The organism is Donghicola mangrovi, from assembly GCF_013377535.1.
Lineage (GTDB): Bacteria > Pseudomonadota > Alphaproteobacteria > Rhodobacterales > Rhodobacteraceae > Donghicola > Donghicola mangrovi.
The window spans coordinates 68,276-91,179 of the sequence record NZ_JABCJE010000007.1; the positions used below are offsets into that span (position 1 = coordinate 68,276).

Consider the following 22,904-nt stretch of genomic DNA (forward strand, 5'->3'; position numbering starts at 1 on the left):
ATGTCAGAGCAATCGCCGCGCGTACTATGGGTAACCGGCCCTTCGGGAGCAGGACGTAAGACCGCGATCAACGCGCTCGAGGATCTGGGGTACGAGGTCATCGACAACCTCCCCCTGCGCCTCTTGCCCTCGGTGATGAAGGACGCCGCCGCCGGTGACCTGCTCGCGCTGGGTCTGGACGTGCGGAACCGTGATTTCAGCATGAACGCGATGCTCGACGCGCTCGAGGATCTGGCCCGCAACCCCGACAGCGGTGTGCAACTGCTGTATCTGGACGCCCGCGCCGACGTTCTGCAACGCCGCTACAGCGAAACCCGTCGTCGCCATCCCCTGTCCCCCGCCGAAAGCGCCGAGGTTGGCATCGAGCGAGAGCTTGACCTGCTGGCCCCCATCCGTGCCCGCGCCGACATCCTGCTGGACACCTCGGAGCTGACCCCGCACGAGCTGAAAGCCGAGATCGAGCGTCAGTTCGCCGTGGGTGAGGGGGGCAAGCTGGCCGTGTCGGTCCAGTCGTTTTCCTTCAAGCGGGGCACCCCGCGCGGCATCGACATGATCTTTGACGCCCGATTCTTGCGGAACCCCTATTGGGAGCCCGCGCTTCGTGCGATGAACGGTCAGGATCAGGCTGTGGTTGATTACATCGCCGCCGACCCCCGCTATAACGAGTTTTTCGACCGTGTCCGCGGGCTGGTAGAGTTCCTGTTGCCGCAATACGCTCAGGAGGGAAAATCCTATCTTTCGATAGGGTTTGGTTGCACCGGGGGACAGCATCGCTCGGTTGCACTTGCAGAAAACCTGTCCAAAGCCCTTGCAACTGCCGGATGGCAGGTGTCAATTAGACATCGGGAATTGGAAAGACAGGTCTATTCTGGGCCTGCCAAAGGTAAGATGGGCAAGGCGTGATCGGGATTGTAATCGTCGCGCATGGTGGTTTGGCCAAAGAGTATCTGGCCGCGGTCGAGCATGTTGTTGGCCCCCAGCAGGGGATCAGCGCTATCTCGATCGAACCGGATCATGATCGTGGGCAAAAACAGCAGGAAATCATCGCGGCCGCAGACGCGGTAGACAGCGGTGATGGCGTTATTGTTGTGACCGATATGTTCGGGGGATCTCCGTCGAACCTTAGCCTCATGGCCTGCAGTCCCAAAAACCGACGCATCCTTTATGGTGCCAACCTGCCCATGTTGATTAAGCTGGCCAAAAGCCGTCACCTGAACGTCCCCGAGGCGGCCCAGTGCGCCCTGACGGCCGGTCGGAAATATATTGACAGCTGCGACGTCAGTGCAGACTAAGAATTTCCATGTCACATTCAGTTTCGCGCACATTCAAGATCATTAACGTCAAGGGCCTGCACGCCCGCGCTTCGGCCAAATTTGTCGAGGTCGTCGAAGACTTTGACGCCCGCGCCGAGGTTACTCACAACGGCATGTCCACCTCTGGCGACAGCATCATGGGCCTTCTGATGCTGGCGGCATCGGTCGGCACCTCGATCGATGTGGAAACCACCGGTCCCCAGGCCCAAGAGCTGGCCGACGCGCTGGACGCGCTGGTGTCGAACCGCTTCGGCGAGGACATGTAATCCGTGCAGGAGACCTCGCAATTGACTGGCAGCCCCGAGTCCCATCCCGAATCCGAAGCCCCCGCGCCCCTGCGTGGTCAGGGTGACGGGGGGAACCTCTCGGACCAGTCCTATGACCGGCGCCGCCTGTCCTATGCGACCACCTTCGATAACGCCTTCCAGCGCCGCACCATCCAGACGATGGAGTTCCTGACCGGCAAGCTGCGCCTTTTGCGCATGATCCGCCGGTTCGAGGCGATGGGTGTGCCCTTTGGCCAGCCCTTCTGGAAACAGGCGCTCGAGGTGATGGGCATCGACCTGCAAACCCCGCAGGAACAGATCGACCGCATCCCCGCCACCGGCCCCCTGATCGTGGTCGCGAACCACCCTCATGGGTTGGTCGACGGCATGGTGCTGGCCGAACTGATGGGCCGCCGCCGCACGGACTACAAAATCCTGACCCGCTCGCTGCTGACTGGCGTGGGCGAGATCGACGAATTCATGATCCCCGTGCCGTTCGCGCACGAAGAGGACGCGCTCCAGCAGAACCTGATCATGCGCAAACGCGCGATGGACCACCTTTCGGATGGCGGCGCGATCGTTCTGTTCCCCTCGGGCGTCGTGGCCTCGTCTGACACCATGTTCGGCCCTGCGATCGAGCGTGAATGGAACCCCTTCACCGCGAAAATGATCCAGCGCTCCAAAGCGGACGTGCTGCCGATCTTCTTCCCCGGTTCGAACTCGCGTTGGTACCAGATGGCCAACCGCACCTCGGCCACCCTGCGCCAAGGCCTGCTGCTGCACGAAGTGGTCCACGCCCTGAACAAACCGCAGGCCCCCGTGGTCGGCAACGTGTTTGATCGCGACGAGATCGCGAAATGGTCCAGCAACCCGCGCGGTTTTATGGGCTGGCTGCGCGAGCAAACACTCGCTTTAGGCACCACTGCCTAACCCTCTTTCTTGGTAAAAATACCCATGGCCGTAGGCCTGCGCCGCAAGGCGCACAAAGCAAAACCCCCGCGGCGTCGCCTCGGGGGTCTCAATTCTTTTTCAGTGCGACAAATGTCTATTAGAGACCTTCGCGCTGGGCCTTTTTACGTGCCAGCTTGCGAGCGCGGCGAATCGCTTCTGCCTTCTCGCGTGCCTTCTTTTCAGAGGGCTTCTCGAAGTGCTGCTTAAGCTTCATTTCACGGAAAACGCCTTCACGTTGAAGCTTTTTCTTCAGGGCGCGGAGCGCCTGATCGACATTGTTGTCACGAACACTGACCTGCATACCGGTGTCACCACCTTTCTAGTCTAGAGTTTCAATCAATAGCAGGAAGTGGCCCTATAGCATCGGCGCCCTAGTTTGTCTAGCATCCGCACAAACAGACGGAGCAGACATATGACCGACTCGCCCAAAGCACAGCTTCTCGACGCGATCAAGATGCACGTCCCCTTTGACGGCTGGACCCGCCCCGCGTTCGAGGCTGCCCTGTCCGACACAGGGATGGACCCCGTTCTGGCCCGCGCGGTCTGTCCGCGCGGCGCTGTCGATCTGGCGATTGCCTTCCATCAGGACGGCGACGCGCAGATGCTGGACCGCATGGCGCAGCCCGATGTGGCCGAAATGAAGATCCGCGAAAAGATCACCTTTGCCGTCCGCACCCGACTGGAGCTGGTCGAGGACAAGGAGTTGGTTCGCCGCGGCATGACCCTGTTCTCGCTGCCCCAGAATGCGGCGGATGGCTCGAAATTGGTCTGGCAGACCTGTGATGCGATCTGGAATGCCATCGGCGACACTTCGGATGATGTGAACTGGTACACCAAGCGCGCGACCCTGGCGGGGGTCTATTCCTCGACCGTGCTCTATTGGCTGGGGGACGACAGCGAGGGGCACGAGGCGACTTGGGCCTTCCTCGACCGCCGGATCGAGAACGTCATGCAGATAGAAAAGCTGAAAGCCACGGTGCGCAAAAGCCCCTTCCTGTCCAAGTTGATGGCTGGCCCGAATGCGGTACTTTCGCACATCAAGGCCCCTTCGCGCTTGAACGATCAGGGATTGCCAGGTCACATGGCCCCCAAATCCCAGAGCTGACCCGAGGACGAGATGACCCAAGACATGCGCGTGATCGAAATCGCCAAACCCGGCGGTCCCGAAGTGTTGACCCCTGCGCGGCGCCCTATTCCCGAGCCCAAGGCAGGCGAGGTTGTGATCCGCGTGGCCTATGCCGGTGTGAACCGTCCTGACGCGCTGCAACGTGCGGGGCTCTATAATCCGCCTCCGGGTGCCAGCGATCTGCCGGGCCTAGAGGCGTCGGGCGAGATTAGCGCAGTGGGCGAGGGTGTGTCGGGCCTGAAGGTCGGCGATCAGGTTTGCGCTCTGCTGCCTGGTGGTGGCTATGCGGAATACGTGGCGACCCCTGCGGCCCACTGCCTGCCAGTGCCCGAGGGCATGTCCATGGATCAGGCCGCTTGTCTGCCCGAGACGTTTTTCACCGTATGGTCCAACGTGTTCCAGCGCGGCGGCTTGCAGGCCGGTGAGCGGTTCCTGATCCACGGCGGCTCGTCGGGCATCGGTACGACGGCGATCCAGCTGGCCCGCCATTTCGGTGCCCGCGTCTTCGCCACCGCCGGATCGGCCGAGAAATGCGCCGCCTGCGTGGAGCTTGGGGCCGAGCGCGCCATCAACTACCGCGAAGAGGATTACGTGGACGTTCTGCGGGCCGAAGGCGGGGCGAACCTGATCCTCGATATGGTTGGGGGCGATTACCTGCCGCGCAACGTCAAAGCCTTGGCCGATGACGGGCGTCTGGTGCAGATCGCCTTCCTTCAAGGGCCGAAGGTCGAGCTGAACTTTGCCCAAGTCATGATGCGCCGCCTGACCATCACCGGCAGCACCCTGCGCCCTCAGAGCGATCTGGCCAAGGCGCACATCGCCGCGGAACTGCGCGAAAAGGTCTGGCCGCTGCTGAGCGCCGGCCAGATCAAGCCCGTGATGGATAGCGAATTCGCGCTGGATCAGGCCTCTGATGCCCATGCCCGCATGGAAAGCAGCGGGCATATCGGCAAGATCGTCCTGAAGGTCTGACCCACTCGTTCGCCCCTAGCGGATAGGGGCGAACAGCGCATCCTTCAGCGTGCAGTCCTTGACCACATCGCGGCCACAGGGGACGGGTTCCAGATCCTTGGACAGACACACACGGACCTCGTGAATGCGGCGGTCCGTGCAGGTCACGGTCAACATGTCCGGCTCGAACTGGGGATTCGCCTTGATGAAGGCTTCCTCGATCAGGGTGGCGGGCAGTTTGACCTCTTTGTCCAGTTTGCGGAACACATCGGGGCGCTTCACCGAATTGTAAGCGCGGCGCGACAGGTCGAAATAGGCGGTCGAGCTCAGTCCGGCGCAGACGCCGTGTTTCTTCCACTGGTGCCAAGCGAGCCCGCCAGAGCCCATGATGTCCGCCATCGCATCGGTTTCACGGCGCGACGGGGCGCGCTCTAGCGTATTGCAATAACTGGGATATCCGCGGTGAAATTGCGGCCAAAGGCCATGCAGGCTCCACCCTAGATCGGTGTCGCACTGTTCCGCATCGCGGGCGTCCCCTTCGATGGCGCACCACGAGGGCGACCAACTCAGGGACATGACGTAGTAATCGAACTCGCCTGCCTTTTCACCCTCGGCCTGAGCCATCACGGCCGATAGTAGCAGTACCCATACCCAACGCATTTGCCCTTTTCCTTTTGGCCGTTTCACGCTATATCGCCCTCTAGTTCCCCGTAAAATGTGAACAGTTCCGCCGCGGCGGGACAGCCCCGAAGGCGGGCGACGGGGGAAGTCTATTCAAGGAGTGACCACATGGGCAAACCGATCATGGCGAAGGCAACGGCTGTATGGCTCGTTGACAACACCACTCTGTCGTTCAAGCAGATCGCAGATTTCGTCGGCATGCACGAGCTCGAGATTCAGGGCATTGCGGACGGCGATGTGGCCGGTTCGGTGCGTGGTTTCGACCCGATCGCGAACAACCAGCTGGACGCCGACGAGATCAAGCGCGCAGAGGCGAACCCCCTGCAGAAGCTGAAGCTGAAGTTCAACAAAGCGGCCCAGGGCGAAGAAAAGCGTCGTGGCCCCCGCTACACCCCGCTGTCCAAGCGTCAGGACCGTCCCGCGTCGATCCTGTGGCTGGTCAAGTTCCACCCCGAGCTGGCAGACGCACAGATCGCCAAGCTGGTTGGTACCACCAAACCGACCATCGCTGCGATCCGCGAGCGGACCCACTGGAACATCGCCAACATCAACCCGATCGACCCCGTCGCTCTGGGCCTGTGTAAGCAGTCGGAATTGGACCTCGCCGTTCAGAAAGCCGCCGAGAAGCGCCGTGCCGAAGGCGTGATGACCGACGACGAGCGTCGCGCACTGGTCAGCACCGAGGCGAGCCTCGCGATGGACTCGTCCGAGCCCCGTCTGCCCACCGCGATCGAAGGTCTGGAAACCTTCAGCTTCGGCAGCTCGCAGGACGAAGAAGAAGAGACCCGCTTCGACGACAGCCGCAGCGCGGACAGCTTCTTTAACCTGCCCGCGTCGAGCGACGACGAGGACGACGACGAATAAGTCGCCAATCAGAACACACGAAAAACCCGGCCTTGCGCCGGGTTTTTTGTTGTCTGCGATTTGGGGCGGATCAGTAGACCGGCACCTGATTGTGGGCGATCAGTTGCCAACCCGCGTCGGCCTCGCAGTAGGTCGAGCTGCACAGCGCGCGATAGGTGTCGTCGCCGCGCTGGGCGACGGCCTCGTAGGCCAGCACAAACGCCGAGCCATGCTTCATAGCGATCTCGTCTTCAAAGGAAACGGAATCCCAACGGGGCGCGTTCTGGATGATTTCCAGAATGTCGGGCCGGTTCAGGATGCCAGCGGGTTTGGGCAGCACCATCACTGCATCATCCGCCATAGTGTCACGATAGAATGCCGGACCATCGAGCCAGAAGCGTTCTTCGTCCTGCCAGCGATCACGTTCTACGGTCATTGTAATGCCTCAATAAATTTCCGGTTAGAGAACCCGGTGAAGCAAGATTAGTTCCATTTTATTAAAATTAAATTGATCTGCGTGCTTTTAGCGCGGCTGAAATGGTGCCGTCGTCCAAATAGTCCAATTCTCCGCCGATCGGCACGCCCTGCGCCAGCGAAGTTATGCGCACGCGGCCCTCTAATTGGTCGGCGATGTAATGCGCGGTTGTCTGGCCGTCCACTGTGGCGTTCAATGCAAGGATGATTTCGGTCACCCCCTCATTGTTGATTCGGGCAACCAATTGGGGGATGCGGATATCCTCGGGCCCGATATCATCCAGCGCCGAGAGCGTCCCGCCAAGCACGTGATAGCGGCCACTGAACGCGCCGCCCCGCTCCATCGCCCACAGATCGCTGACGTCCTGCACAACGCAAATCTCGCCAGTCGCGCGCTTTTCCGAGCGGCAGATATCGCAGACGTCCTCGGTCCCGATATTCCCGCAGTTCAGACATTCGCGGGCAGAGGCGGCAACCTTGGCCATCTGGTCGGCAAGAGGGGCCAACAGCTGCCCCCGCTTGCGGATCATTTGCAGCACCGCACGACGGGCCGAACGCGGCCCCAGACCCGGCAGGCGGGCCATCATCTCGATCAATTTGTCGATGTCGCGGGTGCTGCTCATGGGATCAGAACGGCAGCTTCATGTCCGCAGGCAGGCCCATTTCTGCGGCCATCTTCTGCATCTCTTCGGCGGCTTTGGCTTGCGCCTTGTCCTGCGCGTTCGAGATCGCGGCAAGGATCAGATCCTCGACCACTTCTTTGTCTTCGGCGCTGAAAATCGAGGGGTCGATGTCCAGTGCTTTGACCTTGCCTTTGGCGTTCGCCGTGGCCTTGACCATGCCCGCGCCAGCCTCGCCGGTGACAGTCATGTTGTCCATTTCTTCCTGAAGCTGGGCCATTTTGGATTGCATTTCCTTGGCCGCGCTCAGCATTTTGGTCATGTCGCCTAGACCGCCCAAACCTTTGAACATTTGGTCATCTCCTGTTTTCGGGGGATTACTGATCCTCGAAAGGATCCCATTCGTCTTCGACTTCGGGCAGGGCTTCTGACATGGCCTCTGCCTGTTGGTCCGCCTGACTGCGGATTTCGGTGATCTGCGCCTTCGGGAACAGGGCCAGCACGGCCTTGAACATGGGATGGGCCTCTGCCTCTTTGCGCAGGGCAAGGGCGGCAGCATCGCGCACCTCGGCAATGGTCTCGCCACCGCCAGAGTTTACCACGATCACGGCCCAACGGGCACCCGTCCAGTTCTGCAACCGCGCCCCAAGGCGCTGCGCCAGATCGCGGGGCGCCTGATCGGTCATCTCGCATTCGATCCGGCCAGGGCTGTATTTTGCGAGGCGGAAGTAATTCTCGACCTCGATCAGCAGCTTCACGTCGCGGTGGGTGCGGATCAACTCCAGCACGTTTTCAAAGGTGGCATAGGCCGCCAGCGGGCTGGCCTGCACCACAGCGGGTTGCGCGCCACCACGGGCCACGGGGCCGGTGGGCGCGGAATGGGTCGGTGCGGGCATCTGGCTGCGGGCGGTCACCGTGCCACCGCCGCCACCAGCGGGGCCACCAGTCGGCGCGGGGCCACGCGGCGGGTCCTGTTGCAGCTTGCGCACCAGTTCTTCGGGGCTGGGCAGCTCGGCCACGTGGGTCAGCCGAATGATCGCCATCTCGGCCGCCATCATAGCGTTGGGCGCGGCGCTGACTTCCTCCAGCGCCTTGAGCAGCATCTGCCACATCCGCGTCATCGAGCGGATTGGCAAACGGTTCGCCAGATCAACACCGCGGCGACGCTCGTCGGGGCTGATGGTCGGGTCCTCGGCGGCATCAGGTGTGATCTTCACCACGCTGATCCAATGGGTGATCTCGGCCATATCGCGCAGCACGGCCAAGGGATCGGCCCCATCCGCATACTGCGCCCCCAGTTCGGTCAGCGCCCCGGCGGCGTCCCCGCCCATGACCATCTCGAACAGGTCCATCACGCGGCTGCGGTCCGCCAGACCCAGCATCGCGCGCACCTGATCCGCCGTTGTCTCACCAGCCCCATGGCTGATCGCCTGATCCAAGAGCGAGGTCGCATCCCGCGCAGACCCTTCGGCCGCCCGCGTGATCAGCGCCAAAGCATCATCAGAAATCTCGGCGCTTTCAGCCGTGGCGATCTTGCGCAGCAGTGCAATCATCACCTCTGGCTCGATCCGGCGCAGGTCGAACCGCTGACAGCGGGACAGAACCGTCACAGGCACCTTGCGGATCTCGGTCGTCGCAAAGATGAACTTCACATGGGCCGGAGGCTCCTCCAGCGTCTTCAGCAGCGCATTGAACGCACTGTTCGACAGCATGTGAACTTCGTCGATGATATAGATTTTGTATCGAGCCGAGGCCGCCCGATAATGCACAGAATCGATGATCTCGCGGATATCGCCCACACCGGTGCGCGAGGCCGCGTCCATCTCCATGACGTCGACGTGACGCCCTTCCATAATCGCGGTGCAATGCTCGCACTGACCACAAGGCTCGGTCGTCGGCCCGCCATTCCCGTCCGGCCCGATGCAGTTCATGCCCTTGGCAATGATCCGCGCGGTGGTCGTCTTCCCGGTCCCGCGAATACCGGTCATGATGAACGCCTGCGCAATCCGGTCCGCCGCAAAGGCGTTCTTCAGCGTGCGCACCATCGCGTCCTGACCGACCAGATCGGCAAAGGTTTCGGGGCGGTATTTCCGCGCCAGCACCTGATAGGCAGTCTGTCCGGTCTCGCTCATGGGGCCTCTCAATTCTTCCGTGGCAAACCTAAGGCTCACCCTGTCAAAGGTCCAGCGCCCCTGCTTTCTTCTTCGTAAAAATACTCTGGGGGAGGCGCGCGCCAGCGCGACGGGGGCAAAGCCCCCACTGACGCGGGTTCCACGAAATCAGAATGTCGGGGAATAAGGTGAGAGGTTGAACATCGACCCAAGCGGGGCTCGTTGCGGCTGCTTCCTTCCGGACCTGACCGGGTTGGCGAGGCGCTCGCCCGCGCCAACCTCTCAAGACCTCACTTAGTGCCTCTGTCCGCAGATTGCAAGAGGGCAGGGATCAGGCCCCGATACCCGCCCATTTCAGCCCCGACAGCAGGTCATCGGCCACAAAATGCGCAAACCGGCGGGACGAGGGGATCACGTCAGGCACCTGAATCACGGTCAGGCCAGCCGCAAAAGCCGCCTGCGCGCCGGTTTCCGAATCCTCGAACGCCAGCGCACGGCCCGGGGTGACCCCCAGCTTTTGCGCGGCCAGCAAATAGGGCTCCGGCGCGGGCTTGGCGCGCTCCACATGGGCGACGGTCACCACCACGTCGAAATAGGCGTCCAGCCCCGTCACCGACATCTTCAGCTCTGCCTCGCCCTGCTGGGATGAGGTGCAGATCGCCTTGGGCAGACCAGCCGCGTCCACCGCGGCCAGCGCATCCAGCAGGCCTGGCTTGTGGGGAATGCCGTCCGAATACAGATCGCCAACGACCTCTTCCCAGCGGCGGTTGATCGCATCCATGTCCACGTCCGCATAATGGGCGCGGATGATCTTGCCGCCAGAGGCTTTGTCCTTGCCGACCAGCTGGTGGAACAGGTCCTCTTCCAGTACGATGCCCTGCTCGGCAAAGGCGATGCGTCCCGCCTGCCACCCCAGTGCCTCGGTGTCGATCAGCGTCCCGTCGAGATCAAAAATAACCGCGTCAAACTTCATTACGCTCTCCTGACAGCAAGAAGGGCGCCGCAGGGCGCCCCTCGATCGAAGTTACCGCTATCAGCTTAGAGCGTGATGCGGAAGAGTGCGAAACCCTCCGCTCCGTCGCCTGCGTCGGTGATCTGCACGGTCTTGATGTCGGCCATGTGGGCGCGGGCCTTGGGGCCGCTTTCAAAGACAACGCTGGTGCCCTCCATCGGGGCAAAGGACCAGTTGTCGTCGGCGGTCGGATTGATGGTGCCAGCCTCGACGATGTAGCGGACCAGAATATCGCGGTTGGTATCCGGCCCTTCGAAGACGATGGTGTCGCCCATCGCACCGGGGAACTCGCCGCCGCCGCTGGCGCGGTAGTTGTTGGTGGCAATGATGAATTCCTGATCGGGCTGAACAGGCGCCCCCTCATAGGACAGGTTCACGATGCGGTTCGCCTCGGGCACCAGCAGTTCACCCTTGGGCCCGAATTTCGAGGGCTGCGACAGGTCGATCTGATAAGTCACCCCGTCGATCACATCGAAGTTGTAGCTGGGGAAGTCGGGGTTCAGCAGGGGTTGGTCCTGCTCGCCTGCTTTGATCTGGTTGAACAGACCGGCCGAGCGTTCCAGCCAGTCCTTCAACTGTGCGCCCGTGACCTTCACCGCGCGAATCGTGTTGGGATAGAGGTACAGGTCGGCCACGTTCTTGATCGCGACATCGCCCACGGGGACGTCGGTGTAATAGTCGGGACCGCCACGACCACCGGCCTTGAACGGCGCGGCGGCGGACAGCAGGGGCAGGGCGGCGTATTCCGTGCCCTCGAGCATCTGCTTGATGTACCACATCTGCGCGTTCGACACGATCTGGACCGACGGATCATCCGCCACCAAAGCGAAATAGCTGTAGAGCGGCGCGCTGGTTTTACCCACGGCGCGGCGCACATATTCCAGCGTCTCGTCATGTTCCTTGCGGACCGAGGCCAGAACCTCGGCGTCGCTTTCGACCAGCGGGGTGATGCTGCGATCTTCGCCGCGCTCGTAGATCGGGCGCACGGTGGCAGAGTGGCTGACCACGCGCCATGTGCCGCCCTCGCGTTCCAGCATCAGGTCGATCAGGCCCATGTGGCTGCCCCAGAACCCGCCCATGACGGCGGGTTTGCCGTGGATGGTGCCGGCCTCGGGGTCGATCACGTCGGTCGCGGTAAAGGTCGGGCCGGGGAAAACCATGTGGCTGTGGCCGGTCATCAGGGCGTCGATGCCGTTCACCTCGGCCAGCGGGACCGAGGCGTTCTCCATCCCGTCGGTGCGCTGGGCCGATCCGATACCCGAGTGGGACAGGGCGATGATCACATCTGCACCGGCCTCTTTCATCTCGGGGACGTAGGCTTCGGCGGTCATGACGATGTCGCGGGTTTCCACGTTGCCGACCAGATGCTTGGAATCCCAGTTCATGATCTGCGGCGGGACAAAGCCGATCAGGCCAATGCGGATCGGATGCGACTGGCCTGCGCCATCGGTCACGGTGCGGTCCAGAATCACATAGGGCTTCACCAGCGTCTGGTCCTGAGTCGGGGTCGCGCCCGCCTTGGTCGCGATGTTCGCCGACACGACAGGGAAGGCCGCCCCTGCCAAAGTTTTCAACAGAAAGCTCAACCCATAATTGAACTCGTGATTGCCCAAAGTGGCTGCGTCGAATCCCAGCGTATTCATCGCGGTGATGACGGGGTGCATATCCCCGTCCTTCATGCCCCGCTCATAGGCAATGTAGTCGCCCATGGGGTTGCCTTGCAAAAAATCACCGTTGTCGACAAGAATGCTGTTCGTCGCCTCGGAGCGGACTTCGCGAATGTAAGATGCGGTGCGGGCCAGACCTACGGTATCGACCGGTTTGTCAGTGTAATAATCGTAAGGGAATACGTGGACATGCAGGTCCGTCGTTTCCATGATGCGCAAATGGGCCTGATTGGCCGCAGCACGGGCGGAAAACGGGTGCAGAACGATCATAGCGCTGCCTGCGGCGGTTGCGGCCAGAAAGCTGCGTCGCGTAAGTGTTGGTTTAATAACTGACATCCGAACATACTCCCTAAAATTTCCGTTTTCTGCGTAAAGCGCAACTATGACGCGTGAATGACGGTAAGGAATTGTCAGACAAGGCGTTGCTGCGCGTGCAACTGCGTGGCATGAAGCCACCAAACCAGTGGGGTCGGCCATGCGTGACGCAGAGACAGTAACCTTTGGCGGTTCCGATTTGGACCGCGCCGCCTATTTGCGCGGCAAACCCGAGCGGCTGGAAGAATTGCGCGCGGACCCAAAGGGTACTCACATCGTTCTGTGGCAGGGCAAGCCGTTGGTAGAGGGCGAGGATCAGGACACTCTGGTCCGTTTGCCCCACGATCATCCCCTGTTGGACGAATGCGAACCCGATGCCCTGTTTCTGGGCCTAGAGGCTGACCGCCCTGTGTTCGGCCACTGGCTCAAGGATTGGTGGCCCGAGGGGCTCGATGCTTCGGAACTGGGCGGGTTTGTTGACACCACGGCGCAGTCCCATCCGACCTTGGCCAAGGATCAGGTGTTCGCCGAACTGCGCGCCATCATGACCCGTCTGACCGTCCGCGATGCGGAACTTGCCGCGACCTTGCGGGCGATGATCGAATGGCACCGCCGCCACGGGTTCTGCGCCAACTGCGGTGAAAAGACCGACATGGGGCAGGCCGGTTGGCAGCGTGGCTGCGAATCGTGCAAGGCGCAGCATTTTCCGCGCACCGATCCGGTGGTCATCATGTTGATCACTCACGGCAATTCGGTTCTGCTGGGCCGGTCGCCCGGTTGGCCCGACCAGATGTATTCGCTGTTGGCCGGTTTTGTTGAGCCCGGTGAAACCCTAGAGGCCGCCGTGCGCCGCGAGGTATTCGAGGAAGCTGGCATCAAAGTGGGCCGCGTCGAGTATCTGGCCAGCCAGCCTTGGGCTTTTCCGGCCAGCCTGATGATGGGCTTTCGCGGCGATGCGCTAACCAAGACCATCAACATCGACCCCGCCGAACTAGAAGACGCCGTCTGGTTCACACGAGAAGAGATCGCTCAGGCCTTTCTGGGGCAGCACCCGACATTGAAACCGGCTCGCAAGGGCGCCATCGCACAGTTCCTGTTGCAGAAGTGGCTCGAAGACCGGTTAGATTGAAAGATAGTTTGAGTTTTTCGGAAATTACGGAATTAGTGGCAGCATGAAGTTCAGCACCCGAGAAGATATCGACCTACCGATTGACCAGGTGTTCGCACAGGTCAGCGACCTCGACCAGTTCGAGCGCGCAGCCCTGCGTCGTGGCGTGAAAATCCGTCGTCTGGACGACAGCACGCAACCCAAGGTCGGCATGGCATGGGAGATGGACTTCGTGATGCGCGGCAAGGAACGCCATCTGGATGCTCAATTGACCGGATTTGACGCGCCCAACGGCATGACCTTCGAGGGGAAATCGGGCGGGATGACCCATCACCTGATGGTGGATCTGACGCCCCTGTCCAAGAAGCGCACCCGCCTGCAAATCGAACTGGATCTGAAGCCCCGCACGCTGCCCGCGCGCCTGCTGATCCAGTCGTTCAAGCTGGCAAAACAAAGCCTTAACAAGAAGTTCAAGCAGCGCATCGCTAGCTTTGCCCGCGACGTTGAAAAGGCGGCCGCGCGGTAAACGCGGCCCTTTGGCTTAGCCCTCGCGGCGGGGCGAGGCGGGGTAGACACCCAGAATTTTCAGGTGATCGGTGAAGTAGCTCAGCTCTTCGAGCGCGAGGCGCACGTTGTCGTCCTCGGGATGGCCTTCGATGTCCGCATAAAACTGGGTCGCGGTGAAGTGCCCGCCGACCATGTAGCTTTCCAGCTTGGTCATGTTGACGCCGTTGGTCGCGAAGCCGCCCATCGCTTTGTACAGCGCGGCGGGGATGTTGCGGACGCGGAAGACAAAGGTTGTCATCATCTTGCCAGTTCCGCGGCGGGTCAGGTCGATCGCCGGACGCATCAGCAGGAAGCGGGTGGTGTTGGTGCCCTCGTCCTCGATGTCCTTGGCCAGAACGTCCAGCCCGTAAATCTCGCCTGCCAGTTCGCTGGCCAGCGCGGCCTGCTCGGGGTCATTACGCTCGGCAATCTCGCGGGCAGAGCCTGCGGTGTCCGCGCCGGTGACGCGCTGGATGCCATGCTCGGCCAGGAACGAACGGCACTGGCCCAGCAGCATCGAGTGGGACATCGCGGATTTCACCTGCGACAGCTGGGTGCCCTTGATTCCCAACAGAGTGATTCGGACACGCACGAACGCTTCGTCGACGATGTGAAGACCGGATTCCGGCAGCAGATAGTGGATATCGGCGACTCGGCCATAGGTCGAATTCTCGACCGGCAGCATGGCAAGGTCCGCTTCGCCCGATTTTACAGCAGCAATCGCGTCTTCAAAGGTTGCACAGGGCATTACTTCATCATTTGGGCGCGCTTCACGGCATGCCTGATGGGAATAAGCGCCAAGTTCACCCTGGAAAGCGATGCGTTTTGTCATGAATTTCGTCCATTTCTGCCAAATCGGGCGTTTGGTCGCGGTAACTACACCTTGCGTCCATTGGGGGGAAGCGCATAAGAAGCCGCAACAGCTAACGAAGTGAGACGCGAGCCATGCTTGATACTATGACCTTCACCAAGGTTCTGGGCGGATTTTGCGGCGCCTTTCTGATTTTCCTTCTCGGCAAGTGGGTTGCTGAAGAGGTGTACGCAATGGGCGGAGGCCACGGTGACGAGCACGCGCAGGGCTATGTCATCGAAGTTGCGGATGCAGGTGGCGCGGCAGAGGCCGAAGAGGGCCCTGACTTTGCAACCCTGCTTGCCAGCGCAGATGCCGGCAAAGGCGAGAAGGTGTTCAAGAAGTGCGCCGCTTGCCACAAGGTTGACGGTTCGAACGCAACCGGTCCGCACCTGGACGGCGTTGTAAACCGCGCAATCGACTCGGCCGAAGGCTTCAGCTACTCGGGCGCTCTGCTGCAGGTCGGCGACGTCTGGACCCCTGAAAACCTGAACCACTTCATCGAGAACCCCAAAGCTGCCGCACCCGGCACCGCAATGGGCTTTGCCGGTCTGAAGAGCCCCGAAGACCGCGCAAACGTGATCGCATACCTCCAGAGCCTGGGCAGCTAATCGCGCCAAAGGCATCAGGACCAGAATTTGGCCATCCTTCGGGGTGGCCTTTTTCGTTTTTAAACCAATGTTCACGAATGCTCACGCATCCTCGACTTGCACCTTGGTTGCTTCCCGCTTTAGCGTTGCGAACAAGCCGTTCGTGTACGCGACAAATCAGGAGGTTTTCATGCACCATCCCAATCGCTCCCGTCAGGCCGCAGTCCGCAGTGTGGCGCGCCCTGATCCCCGTCCGCAGTTGCGGCAGATGTTGTGGGGCGGTCTGGTCGGTCTGGCAGTTCTGGCGGCAGCCAGCATGACGCGGGCGCAGGACGCAGAGCCCAAGATCATCAAGACCTACGGTTATTCGTTCTTTGGTGCGCTGAACTACCCCGAGAATTTCGATCATCTGGATTACGTGAACCCCGACGCCCCCCGCGGCGGCGAGATTGCGATCTCTGCAGATGGCACCTTCGACAGCATGAACCCCTATTCCCGCAAGGGGCAGGCGGCGTCGCTGGCCTCGATCCCGTTTGAATCGCTGCTGGTCGGCGTGTCCGACGCCGAAGAGGTGTATTACGGCCTTCTGGCAGAGAGCCTCGAGTACCCCGAGGACATGTCGTGGGTCATCTTCCACATGCGCCCCGAGGCCAAGTTTTCCGACGGCACACCCATGACCGCCCATGACGTGGTGTTCAGCCACAACCTGATGATGGAGCAGTCCCTGCAAAGCTACCGCGAGGCCGTGGGCAAGCGCGTGCTGGGGGTTGAGGCCTTGGATGACTACACCGTCAAGTACACCTTTGCCCCCGACATCCCGCGCCGCGCGCTGATCGATCAGGTCGGCGGCGAGCCCGTGTTCTCGAAGAAATGGTACGAGGAAACCGGCGCCCGTCTGGACGAAAGCCGCATGGAGCCGGGCATCGGCTCCGGGCCCTATATCCTCGACAGCTACGACATCAACCGCCGCGTGGTCTACAAGCGCCGCGACGATTACTGGGGTGACCATCTGCCGATCAACAAGGGGCGCAACAACTTTGGCACCATCCGGGTCGAGTATTTCGCCGACGCCAACGCCGCGATGGAGGGGTTCAAGGCCGGCGCCTATACCTTCCGCGCGGAGAACAGCTCGCGCTCTTGGGCCACGGCCTATGACTTCCCGAACCTAAAGGACGGCTATGTCGTCAAGGCGGAGCTGCCCAATGGCAACATTCCCGCAGCGGCCGGTTTCGTGTTCAATCTGGGCAAGGAAAAGTTCCAGGACATCCGCGTGCGCGAGGCAATTGGACTGGCCTATAACTTTGAATGGACCAACAAGCAGGTGCAGTTCGGCCTGTTCGCACAGCGCTCCTCCTTCTGGGAGAACAGCCCCGTCGCGGCCAAGGGTAGCCCCGAGGGCCACGAACTGGAGTTGCTAGAGAAATACAAGGATCTGCTGCCCGAGGGTATCCAGACCGCCGAACCCGTGATGCCCCACACCTCTGGCGACAGCCAGCTGGACCGCAAGAACCTGCGCAAAGCGTCGAAGCTGCTCGAAGAGGCGGGCTGGATCGCAGGCGATGATGGTATCCGCCGCAAGGATGGCCAGACCCTGAGCCTCGAGATCATCGAGGACAGCCCGACCTTTGACCGCATCATTCTGCCCTTTATCGAGAACCTGAAGGCGCTGGGTGTGGATGCCGTGTACAACCGGATCGACCCCGCGCAGTACACCAACCGCCGCCGTGACCGCGACTATGACATGATCTACGCGGCCTACCCGATGTACGAGCACCCCTCGACTGGCCTGTCACAGCAATTCGGGTCCGAGGATGCGGCCTATAGCCTGTTCAACCCCGCCGGTCTGGCCGACAAGGGCGTCGATGCGCTGATCGACGAAATCGTCGCCGCCAAGACGCTAGAGGAAATCGAACCTGCGACCCGCGCCTTGGACCGTGTGTTCCGCGCCAAGCAGTTCCTGATCCCCACCTGGTTCAACGACGTGTACTGGGTTGCCTATTACGACATGTACGGTCACCCCGAGACGCTGCCGCGCTTTGATCTGGGGTATATGGACTTCTGGTGGTACGACGCTGAAAAGGCGGAAAAACTCAAATCCGCAGGCGTGCTGCGCTAAGAACTGAAGTCAGGGGGCTTGCCGAATGGGCGCCTATATTCTGAGGCGATTGCTTCTGGTGATCCCGACGCTGATCGGGATCATGATCATCAACTTTGCCCTTGTACAGTTCGTCCCCGGCGGACCGATCGAACAGGCCATCGCCCGCTTTCAGGGCGAGGGCGACGTGTTCGAGGGGATCGCCGGCGGTGGCAAGGATGCCAACTTGGGCGGCGAATCCGACAGCGGCTATCTGGGCGCCCGCGGCCTGCCGCCCGAGTTTATCGCCAAGCTCGAGGTCGAATATGGCTTTGCCCGCGTGGTTTGCGATGAAGGGTTCGAGGGCACGCCTGACCTGAAGCACCCCGAGTGCCACAAGGAAATGATCCCCATCGTCGAACGCTTTGGCATCATGATGTGGAACTACCTGCATCTGGATTTCGGTGGCAGCTTCTTCCGCGATGCGCCGGTGTTCTCGATCGTGCTGGAAAAGATGCCGGTGTCGATCTCGCTGGGCCTGTGGTCCACAGTGATTGCCTACATCGTCTCGATCCCCTTGGGGATTGCCAAGGCCGTGCGCGATGGCACCAGTTTCGACGTCTGGACCAGCAGCGCGATCATCGTTGGTTATGCGATCCCAGGCTTCCTGTTCGCGATCCTGCTGATCGTTCTGTTCGCAGGTGGGTCGTATTGGCAGATCTTCCCGCTGCGGGGGCTGACTAGCGACAACTGGGATAACCTGAGCTGGGGCGCCAAAATCATCGACTATTTCTGGCACATCACTCTGCCGGTTCTGGCGGGCACGATCTCGGCCTTCGCGACCCTGACCCTGCTGACGAAAAACAGCTTTCTGGACGAGATCAAGAAGCAGTACGTGATGACCGCCCGCGCCAAGGGCCTGTCGGAAAAGGCGGTTCTTTATGGCCACGTATTCCGCAACGCGATGCTGATCGTGATCGCCGGTTTCCCGGCAGTGTTCATCGGCGTGTTCTTTGGCGGCAGCCTGATCATCGAGACGCTGTTTTCGCTGGATGGCCTTGGCCGGTTGGGCTTCGAGGCTGCGGTGGCCCGCGACTATCCGGTGATTTTCGGGACGCTCTTTGTGTTCGGCCTGATCGGTCTGGTTGTCGGCATTCTGTCGGACCTGATGTATGTGGTGGTTGACCCCCGCATCGACTTTGAGCGGAGGGAAGGCTGATGGCTCTGTCCCCTCTGAACCAGCGCCGCTGGCGCAATTTCCGCGCAAACGGGCGGGCGTTCTGGTCGCTGATCCTGTTCTGCGTGCTGTTCGGCCTGTCCCTGTTTGCCGAGTTTCTGGCCAACGACAAACCGATCGTGGTCAGCTACAAGGGCGAAATCTACACGCCGGTCTTCAACTTCTACCCCGAAACGACCTTCGGCGGTGACTTCAAAACCGAAGCCATCTACCGCGACATCGAGGTTAAATGCCTGATCACCACGGGCGGCTCGGACCTGTGCTGGGACGACCCCGAAGGGTATCTGGTTGAGGCCGAAGACAAAGGCACGGTCGAGGGCGAGCCCATCCAGAAAGGCTGGATGATCTGGCCGCCGATCCCCTACAGCTATGACACCCCGAACGACATTGGCCGCGCGGCCCCCAGCCCGCCCGATGGCGATCACTGGCTGGGCACCGATGACACGACCCGCGATGTGCTGGCGCGTGTGATCTACGGCTTCCGTCTGTCGATCGTCTTTACCCTGATTGTGACCGCCTTCGCGTCGGTCATCGGCATCGTTGCAGGCGCACTTCAGGGCTTTTTTGGCGGATGGCTTGACCTGATTTTCCAGCGGGTGATCGAGATTTGGGGCGCCACGCCGTCGCTCTATATCATCATCATTATGTTCGCGATCTTGGGGCGCAGTTTCTGGTTGTTGGTGCTGTTGACGGTGCTGTTCAGCTGGACCTCTCTGGTGGGGGTTGTGCGGGCCGAATTCCTGCGTGCGCGCAATCTGGAATACGTTCGCGCGGCCAAGGCGCTGGGGGTCAGCAACTGGACCATCATGTTCCGCCACATGCTGCCGAACGCGATGGTTGCGACGTTGACCATGATGCCCTTTATCATCACCGGTACGATCAGCACGTTGGCGGGTCTGGATTTTCTGGGCTTTGGCCTGCCTTCCTCGGCCCCGTCCTTGGGCGAGCTGACGCTGCAAGCCAAACAGAACCTGCACGCGCCGTGGCTGGGCTTCACCGCGTTCTTCACCTTTGCGATCATGCTGTCGCTGCTGGTCTTTATCTTCGAAGGCGTGCGCGATGCCTTTGACCCGAGGAAAACCTTCAAATGACGAATGTTCTCGAGGTCGATAACCTCAAAGTCAGTTTCCGGCAGGATGGGCAGGTGTTTCAGGCGGTCAAAGGCGTGTCCTTTGCCGTGGCCAAGGGTGAAACCGTTGCGTTGGTGGGCGAATCCGGTTCGGGGAAATCCGTGACCGCGCTGTCCACGGTGCAACTGCTGGGGGACGCTGCCGAAGTATCGGGCGCTGTCCGCTACCAAGGGCAGGACATGGTGACCGCGACCGAGGCGCAGCTGCGCAAGGTGCGCGGCAACGACATCAGCTTCATCTTCCAAGAGCCGATGACATCGCTGAACCCGCTGCACACGCTGGAGCGGCAGCTTGGCGAAAGCCTTGCGCTGCATCAGGGGATTGTGGGCAATCAGGCGCGGGACCGGATCATTGATCTGCTGGATCGCGTGGGCATTCGTGACCCCGAAACGCGGCTGGGGTCCTATCCCCACCAGTTGTCGGGCGGTCAGCGCCAGCGCGTGATGATCGCGATGGCCTTGGCGAACAAGCCGGAACTGTTGATCGCGGACGAGCCGACCACTGCGCTGGACGTGACCATTCAGGCCCAGATCCTAGAGCTGCTCGCAGAACTGAAACGCGCCGAAGGGCTGAGCCTGCTGTTCATCACCCACGATCTGGGCATTGTCCGCCGGATCGCGGACCGCGTTTGTGTGATGAAGGACGGAGAGATCGTCGAAAGCGGCCCCACGGCCGAGATTTTCGCGAACCCGCAGCATCCATACACCCAGAAACTTCTGGCGGCCGAGCCGAAGGGCGTTGCGCTGCCCTTGGCTGAGGACGCGCCAGAGGTGCTGCGGACCGAGCATCTGCGGGTGTGGTTCCCTATCCAGCAGGGGCTCCTGAAGCGGACGGTTGGGCATGTTAAGGCGGTGAACGACGCCAGCCTGACCCTGCGCGCGGGGGAAACCTTGGGGATCGTGGGCGAGTCCGGTTCGGGCAAGACCACCGCCGCGCTGGCCATCATGCGCCTGATCGAAAGCACCGGCGGCATCTGGCTGCACGGGCAGGATGTGCGCAAGTACCGGACCAAAGAGCTGCGCCGCTTGCGCCGCGACATGCAAATCGTGTTTCAGGACCCCTTTGGCAGCCTGAGCCCCCGGATGACCGCGGAGCAGGTGATCAGCGAAGGGCTTGGCGTGCACGGCGTTGATCCCGGCAAGGACAAGCGCCAGTTGGTGGCCGAGATGATGACCGAAGTCGGCCTGAACCCCGATTTCATGCACCGCTATCCGCATGAATTCTCGGGTGGTCAGCGTCAGCGAATTGCGATTGCGCGGGCGATGATCTTGCGGCCCAAGTTGCTGGTGTTGGACGAGCCGACCTCGGCTTTGGACATGACCGTTCAGGTTCAGATCGTGGATATTCTGCGCGATTTGCAACGGAAATACGGGCTGGCCTATCTGTTCATCAGCCACGATCTGCGGGTCGTGCGGGCGCTGTCCCACAAGGTGATGGTGATGCGGAACGGCGATGTGGTCGAGGCTGGAACGGCGGAAGAGGTTTTTGCCAATCCGCAGACCGAATATACGCGCGACCTGATGGCCGCTGCGTTTTCAGAGGCGCTCTGAGTTCTGCGGCGCCGCGCCCTGTGGTGGGCGTGGCGCCGTGAGTATTTTTACAAAGAAGAAGATGCGGGCGGGATCACCTTGCCGGGGTTGAGGATCCCCGTGGGGTCGATGGCCTGTTTTATGGCGCGCATGGTGTCCAGTGCGGCGGCGTTCTTGTGCCGTGTCATGCTGGAGAGTTTGGACTGACCCACCCCGTGTTCCGCCGAGAAAGAGCCGCCGAGGGCGCGGACTTCGGCCTCGACCGCGGACATGATGGTGTCTTTGAGGGCTTTGTCAGAGGGGCGCACGGTGTAGTGGATGTTGCCATCCCCCAGATGCGCGACGGTCATGTCAAAGGCGTCAGCGTCCAGCGTGGGCAGAAGGGCGTTCATCCGATCAAGGAAGCTGGCGATTTCGTCCAAGGGTAGCGCGATGTCGTTCACAATGGCCGCACGGGGACCGGCCAGAGAGAGTTCGGCCGCGGATTCGCGGATGGCCCAGAAAGCGGCGCGCTGGCTGTCATTCGTGGCGATGGTCGCGTCGGTCAGCAGCCCTTCTTCGAAGAGGGTGGCGAGGGTGCTCTCGAAGGTGTCTTGCAGGACGGTCGTGCCCTCGGGCGAGAGGGCTGCATCGCGAGGGGCGGTCGAGGCCAGTTCGACCAGAATGTTGACGCTGTGGATGTCGGCAAAGGGTTGGCGCGCCTGCGGGTGCATCTCGGCGTAGGCGGTCATGTAGTGGGCGGGCATGTATTCGAACGCCTCGACCGCGTCAGAGGTGGCTTCTTGGAGGCGGTTCAGGGTGGTTAGGGCGTCCGTCAGGGACGGGCAGGCCAAGAAGGCGGTCGAGCGGACACGCGGGGTAGGGGACAGCTTTAGCACGGCGGCGGTGATGATGCCCAAGGTACCCTCGGCCCCGATCAGCAGGTGTTTCAGGGCGTAGCCGGTGTTGTCCTTGTGCAGTTCGGACATCAGGTCCAGCACGGTGCCGTCGGGCAGCACAGCCTCGATCCCCAGACACAGATCGCGGGTATTGCCGTATTTCAGCACGTTCGAGCCGCCCGCGTTGGTGGACAGGATGCCGCCGATCGTGGCGGACCCTTGGGCGCCGAAGGTCATCGGGAATTGCATCCCCAGTTCGGCGGCAGATTCGCGCAAGGATTGCAGGATGACGCCAGCCTCGACGATGGCGGTGCGGGTGCGCGGGGTGACTTGGCGGATGGTGTTCATCCGGTCCAGCGAGACCACCAGCGCGTCGGGGGCATGGGCGCCGCCCACCAGTCCGGTGCGGCCACCTGCGGGCACCACAGGCACGTTCGCAGCATGCGCCATCGCCATAATTTGCGAGACTTCTGCCGTGCTGGCAGGTCGGATCACCGCCATCGGTTCGCCATGCCAAGCGCCCGTCCAATCGGTCACCCAAGGCGCGCAATCAGGCCCGGTCAGGATCGGGGTGTCCGGCAGGGCCGAGGCCAGTTTGGAAAGAAAATCCATTAAAATTCCATTTCTTCGTT

Annotated in this window: 24 protein-coding genes and 1 other RNA gene; 14 read left to right on the forward strand and 11 right to left on the reverse strand. The window is 61.4% G+C overall.

What is annotated here, in order from left to right; translation table 11 throughout:
- The 4 genes from rapZ (at window position 1) to HJ536_RS14265 (ending at window position 2,509) form a co-directional block, all read left to right on the forward strand.
- On the forward strand, window positions 1-903 hold the full coding sequence (gene rapZ, locus HJ536_RS14250; protein WP_177158228.1) for an RNase adapter RapZ: 903 nt from the start codon (window positions 1-3) through the stop codon (window positions 901-903).
- Window positions 900-1,292 carry a PTS sugar transporter subunit IIA gene (locus tag HJ536_RS14255; RefSeq protein WP_176855446.1) on the forward strand — a complete coding sequence of 131 codons (393 nt, stop codon included), beginning with the start codon at window positions 900-902 and terminating at the stop codon, window positions 1,290-1,292. Before rapZ ends, HJ536_RS14255 begins: the two co-directional genes overlap by 4 nt.
- 8 nt (window positions 1,293-1,300) lie before the next feature.
- A complete protein-coding gene (locus HJ536_RS14260; protein ID WP_176855447.1) occupies window positions 1,301-1,579 on the forward strand; it encodes an HPr family phosphocarrier protein in 279 nt (92 codons plus the stop codon).
- 69 nt (window positions 1,580-1,648) lie between these two features.
- Complete coding sequence (locus tag HJ536_RS14265) at window positions 1,649-2,509, forward strand: lysophospholipid acyltransferase family protein (RefSeq protein ID WP_228028506.1); 861 nt, start codon at window positions 1,649-1,651, stop codon at window positions 2,507-2,509.
- 118 nt (window positions 2,510-2,627) lie between these two features.
- Here the strand turns inward: HJ536_RS14265 and rpsU are convergent, their stop codons facing one another.
- Entirely contained in the window at window positions 2,628-2,831 is a 204-nt protein-coding gene (gene rpsU, locus HJ536_RS14270) for a 30S ribosomal protein S21 (RefSeq protein WP_072709771.1), read from the reverse strand.
- Window positions 2,832-2,942: 111 nt separating this feature from the next.
- On the opposite strand from rpsU, the gene HJ536_RS14275 reads away from it, so the two are divergent.
- Both HJ536_RS14275 and HJ536_RS14280 read left to right on the forward strand, forming a co-directional pair.
- Window positions 2,943-3,635 carry a COQ9 family protein gene (locus HJ536_RS14275; RefSeq protein ID WP_177158229.1) on the forward strand — a complete coding sequence of 231 codons (693 nt, stop codon included), beginning with the start codon at window positions 2,943-2,945 and terminating at the stop codon, window positions 3,633-3,635.
- A 12-nt stretch (window positions 3,636-3,647) separates the two neighbouring features.
- Complete coding sequence (locus tag HJ536_RS14280; protein WP_177158230.1) at window positions 3,648-4,628, forward strand: NAD(P)H-quinone oxidoreductase; 981 nt, start codon at window positions 3,648-3,650, stop codon at window positions 4,626-4,628.
- 15 nt (window positions 4,629-4,643) lie between these two features.
- Here HJ536_RS14280 and HJ536_RS14285 read toward each other — a convergent pair whose 3' ends face one another.
- Complete coding sequence (locus HJ536_RS14285; RefSeq protein ID WP_177158231.1) at window positions 4,644-5,267, reverse strand: ribonuclease T2 family protein; 624 nt, start codon at window positions 5,265-5,267, stop codon at window positions 4,644-4,646.
- A gap of 129 nt (window positions 5,268-5,396) precedes the next feature.
- Between HJ536_RS14285 and HJ536_RS14290 the strand changes: the two genes are divergently transcribed.
- Window positions 5,397-6,152: a DUF1013 domain-containing protein gene (locus HJ536_RS14290; protein WP_176855451.1), complete on the forward strand. Its 756-nt coding sequence runs from the start codon at window positions 5,397-5,399 to the stop codon at window positions 6,150-6,152.
- Window positions 6,153-6,222: 70 nt separating this feature from the next.
- Here HJ536_RS14290 and HJ536_RS14295 read toward each other — a convergent pair whose 3' ends face one another.
- The 7 genes from HJ536_RS14295 to HJ536_RS14325 all read right to left on the reverse strand — a co-directional run bounded on the left by HJ536_RS14295 (window position 6,223) and on the right by HJ536_RS14325 (window position 12,351).
- Window positions 6,223-6,567, reverse strand: a complete 345-nt coding sequence (locus HJ536_RS14295; protein WP_177158232.1) for a DUF4440 domain-containing protein — start codon at window positions 6,565-6,567, stop codon at window positions 6,223-6,225.
- A gap of 67 nt (window positions 6,568-6,634) precedes the next feature.
- Window positions 6,635-7,228 (reverse strand): recombination mediator RecR, encoded by a 594-nt coding sequence (gene recR / locus HJ536_RS14300; RefSeq protein WP_177158233.1) that lies wholly within the window; start codon window positions 7,226-7,228, stop codon window positions 6,635-6,637.
- Between the two features lie 4 nt (window positions 7,229-7,232).
- Window positions 7,233-7,577 (reverse strand): YbaB/EbfC family nucleoid-associated protein, encoded by a 345-nt coding sequence (locus tag HJ536_RS14305; protein ID WP_177158234.1) that lies wholly within the window; start codon window positions 7,575-7,577, stop codon window positions 7,233-7,235.
- A gap of 25 nt (window positions 7,578-7,602) precedes the next feature.
- Window positions 7,603-9,357: a DNA polymerase III subunit gamma/tau gene (locus HJ536_RS14310; RefSeq protein WP_177158235.1), complete on the reverse strand. Its 1,755-nt coding sequence runs from the start codon at window positions 9,355-9,357 to the stop codon at window positions 7,603-7,605.
- A gap of 165 nt (window positions 9,358-9,522) precedes the next feature.
- Window positions 9,523-9,621: signal recognition particle sRNA small type (gene ffs / locus HJ536_RS14315), an RNA gene on the reverse strand.
- A gap of 46 nt (window positions 9,622-9,667) precedes the next feature.
- On the reverse strand, window positions 9,668-10,309 hold the full coding sequence (locus HJ536_RS14320; RefSeq protein WP_177158236.1) for an HAD family hydrolase: 642 nt from the start codon (window positions 10,307-10,309) through the stop codon (window positions 9,668-9,670).
- 65 nt (window positions 10,310-10,374) lie between these two features.
- Entirely contained in the window at window positions 10,375-12,351 is a 1,977-nt protein-coding gene (locus HJ536_RS14325; protein ID WP_177158237.1) for a bifunctional 2',3'-cyclic-nucleotide 2'-phosphodiesterase/3'-nucleotidase, read from the reverse strand.
- A gap of 139 nt (window positions 12,352-12,490) precedes the next feature.
- On the opposite strand from HJ536_RS14325, the gene nudC reads away from it, so the two are divergent.
- Both nudC and HJ536_RS14335 read left to right on the forward strand, forming a co-directional pair.
- On the forward strand, window positions 12,491-13,459 hold the full coding sequence (nudC, locus tag HJ536_RS14330; protein ID WP_176855458.1) for an NAD(+) diphosphatase: 969 nt from the start codon (window positions 12,491-12,493) through the stop codon (window positions 13,457-13,459).
- Between the two features lie 43 nt (window positions 13,460-13,502).
- A complete protein-coding gene (locus HJ536_RS14335; protein WP_176855459.1) occupies window positions 13,503-13,964 on the forward strand; it encodes an SRPBCC family protein in 462 nt (153 codons plus the stop codon).
- A gap of 15 nt (window positions 13,965-13,979) precedes the next feature.
- Here HJ536_RS14335 and HJ536_RS14340 read toward each other — a convergent pair whose 3' ends face one another.
- The gene (locus HJ536_RS14340) at window positions 13,980-14,816 is read right to left on the reverse strand and encodes a prephenate dehydratase (RefSeq protein WP_176855460.1); all 837 of its coding nucleotides are present in this window, start codon (window positions 14,814-14,816) and stop codon (window positions 13,980-13,982) included.
- 113 nt (window positions 14,817-14,929) lie between these two features.
- Here HJ536_RS14340 and HJ536_RS14345 point away from each other — a divergent pair, with 113 nt between their 5' ends.
- From HJ536_RS14345 to HJ536_RS14365, 5 genes are all read left to right on the forward strand, one after another.
- Window positions 14,930-15,445, forward strand: a complete 516-nt coding sequence (locus HJ536_RS14345) for a c-type cytochrome (RefSeq protein WP_176855461.1) — start codon at window positions 14,930-14,932, stop codon at window positions 15,443-15,445.
- Between the two features lie 169 nt (window positions 15,446-15,614).
- A complete protein-coding gene (locus tag HJ536_RS14350; protein WP_228028730.1) occupies window positions 15,615-17,540 on the forward strand; it encodes an extracellular solute-binding protein in 1,926 nt (641 codons plus the stop codon).
- 25 nt (window positions 17,541-17,565) lie between these two features.
- Window positions 17,566-18,717 carry a microcin C ABC transporter permease YejB gene (locus tag HJ536_RS14355; protein WP_177158238.1) on the forward strand — a complete coding sequence of 384 codons (1,152 nt, stop codon included), beginning with the start codon at window positions 17,566-17,568 and terminating at the stop codon, window positions 18,715-18,717.
- Window positions 18,717-19,826, forward strand: a complete 1,110-nt coding sequence (locus tag HJ536_RS14360; RefSeq protein ID WP_176855464.1) for an ABC transporter permease — start codon at window positions 18,717-18,719, stop codon at window positions 19,824-19,826. The genes HJ536_RS14355 and HJ536_RS14360 overlap by 1 nt, the downstream gene beginning before the upstream one ends.
- Entirely contained in the window at window positions 19,823-21,415 is a 1,593-nt protein-coding gene (locus HJ536_RS14365) for an ABC transporter ATP-binding protein (RefSeq protein ID WP_177158239.1), read from the forward strand. Before HJ536_RS14360 ends, HJ536_RS14365 begins: the two co-directional genes overlap by 4 nt.
- 47 nt (window positions 21,416-21,462) lie before the next feature.
- Here HJ536_RS14365 and HJ536_RS14370 read toward each other — a convergent pair whose 3' ends face one another.
- Window positions 21,463-22,884 (reverse strand): FAD-binding oxidoreductase, encoded by a 1,422-nt coding sequence (locus HJ536_RS14370; protein ID WP_177158240.1) that lies wholly within the window; start codon window positions 22,882-22,884, stop codon window positions 21,463-21,465.
- Window positions 22,885-22,904: the final 20 nt, after the last annotated feature.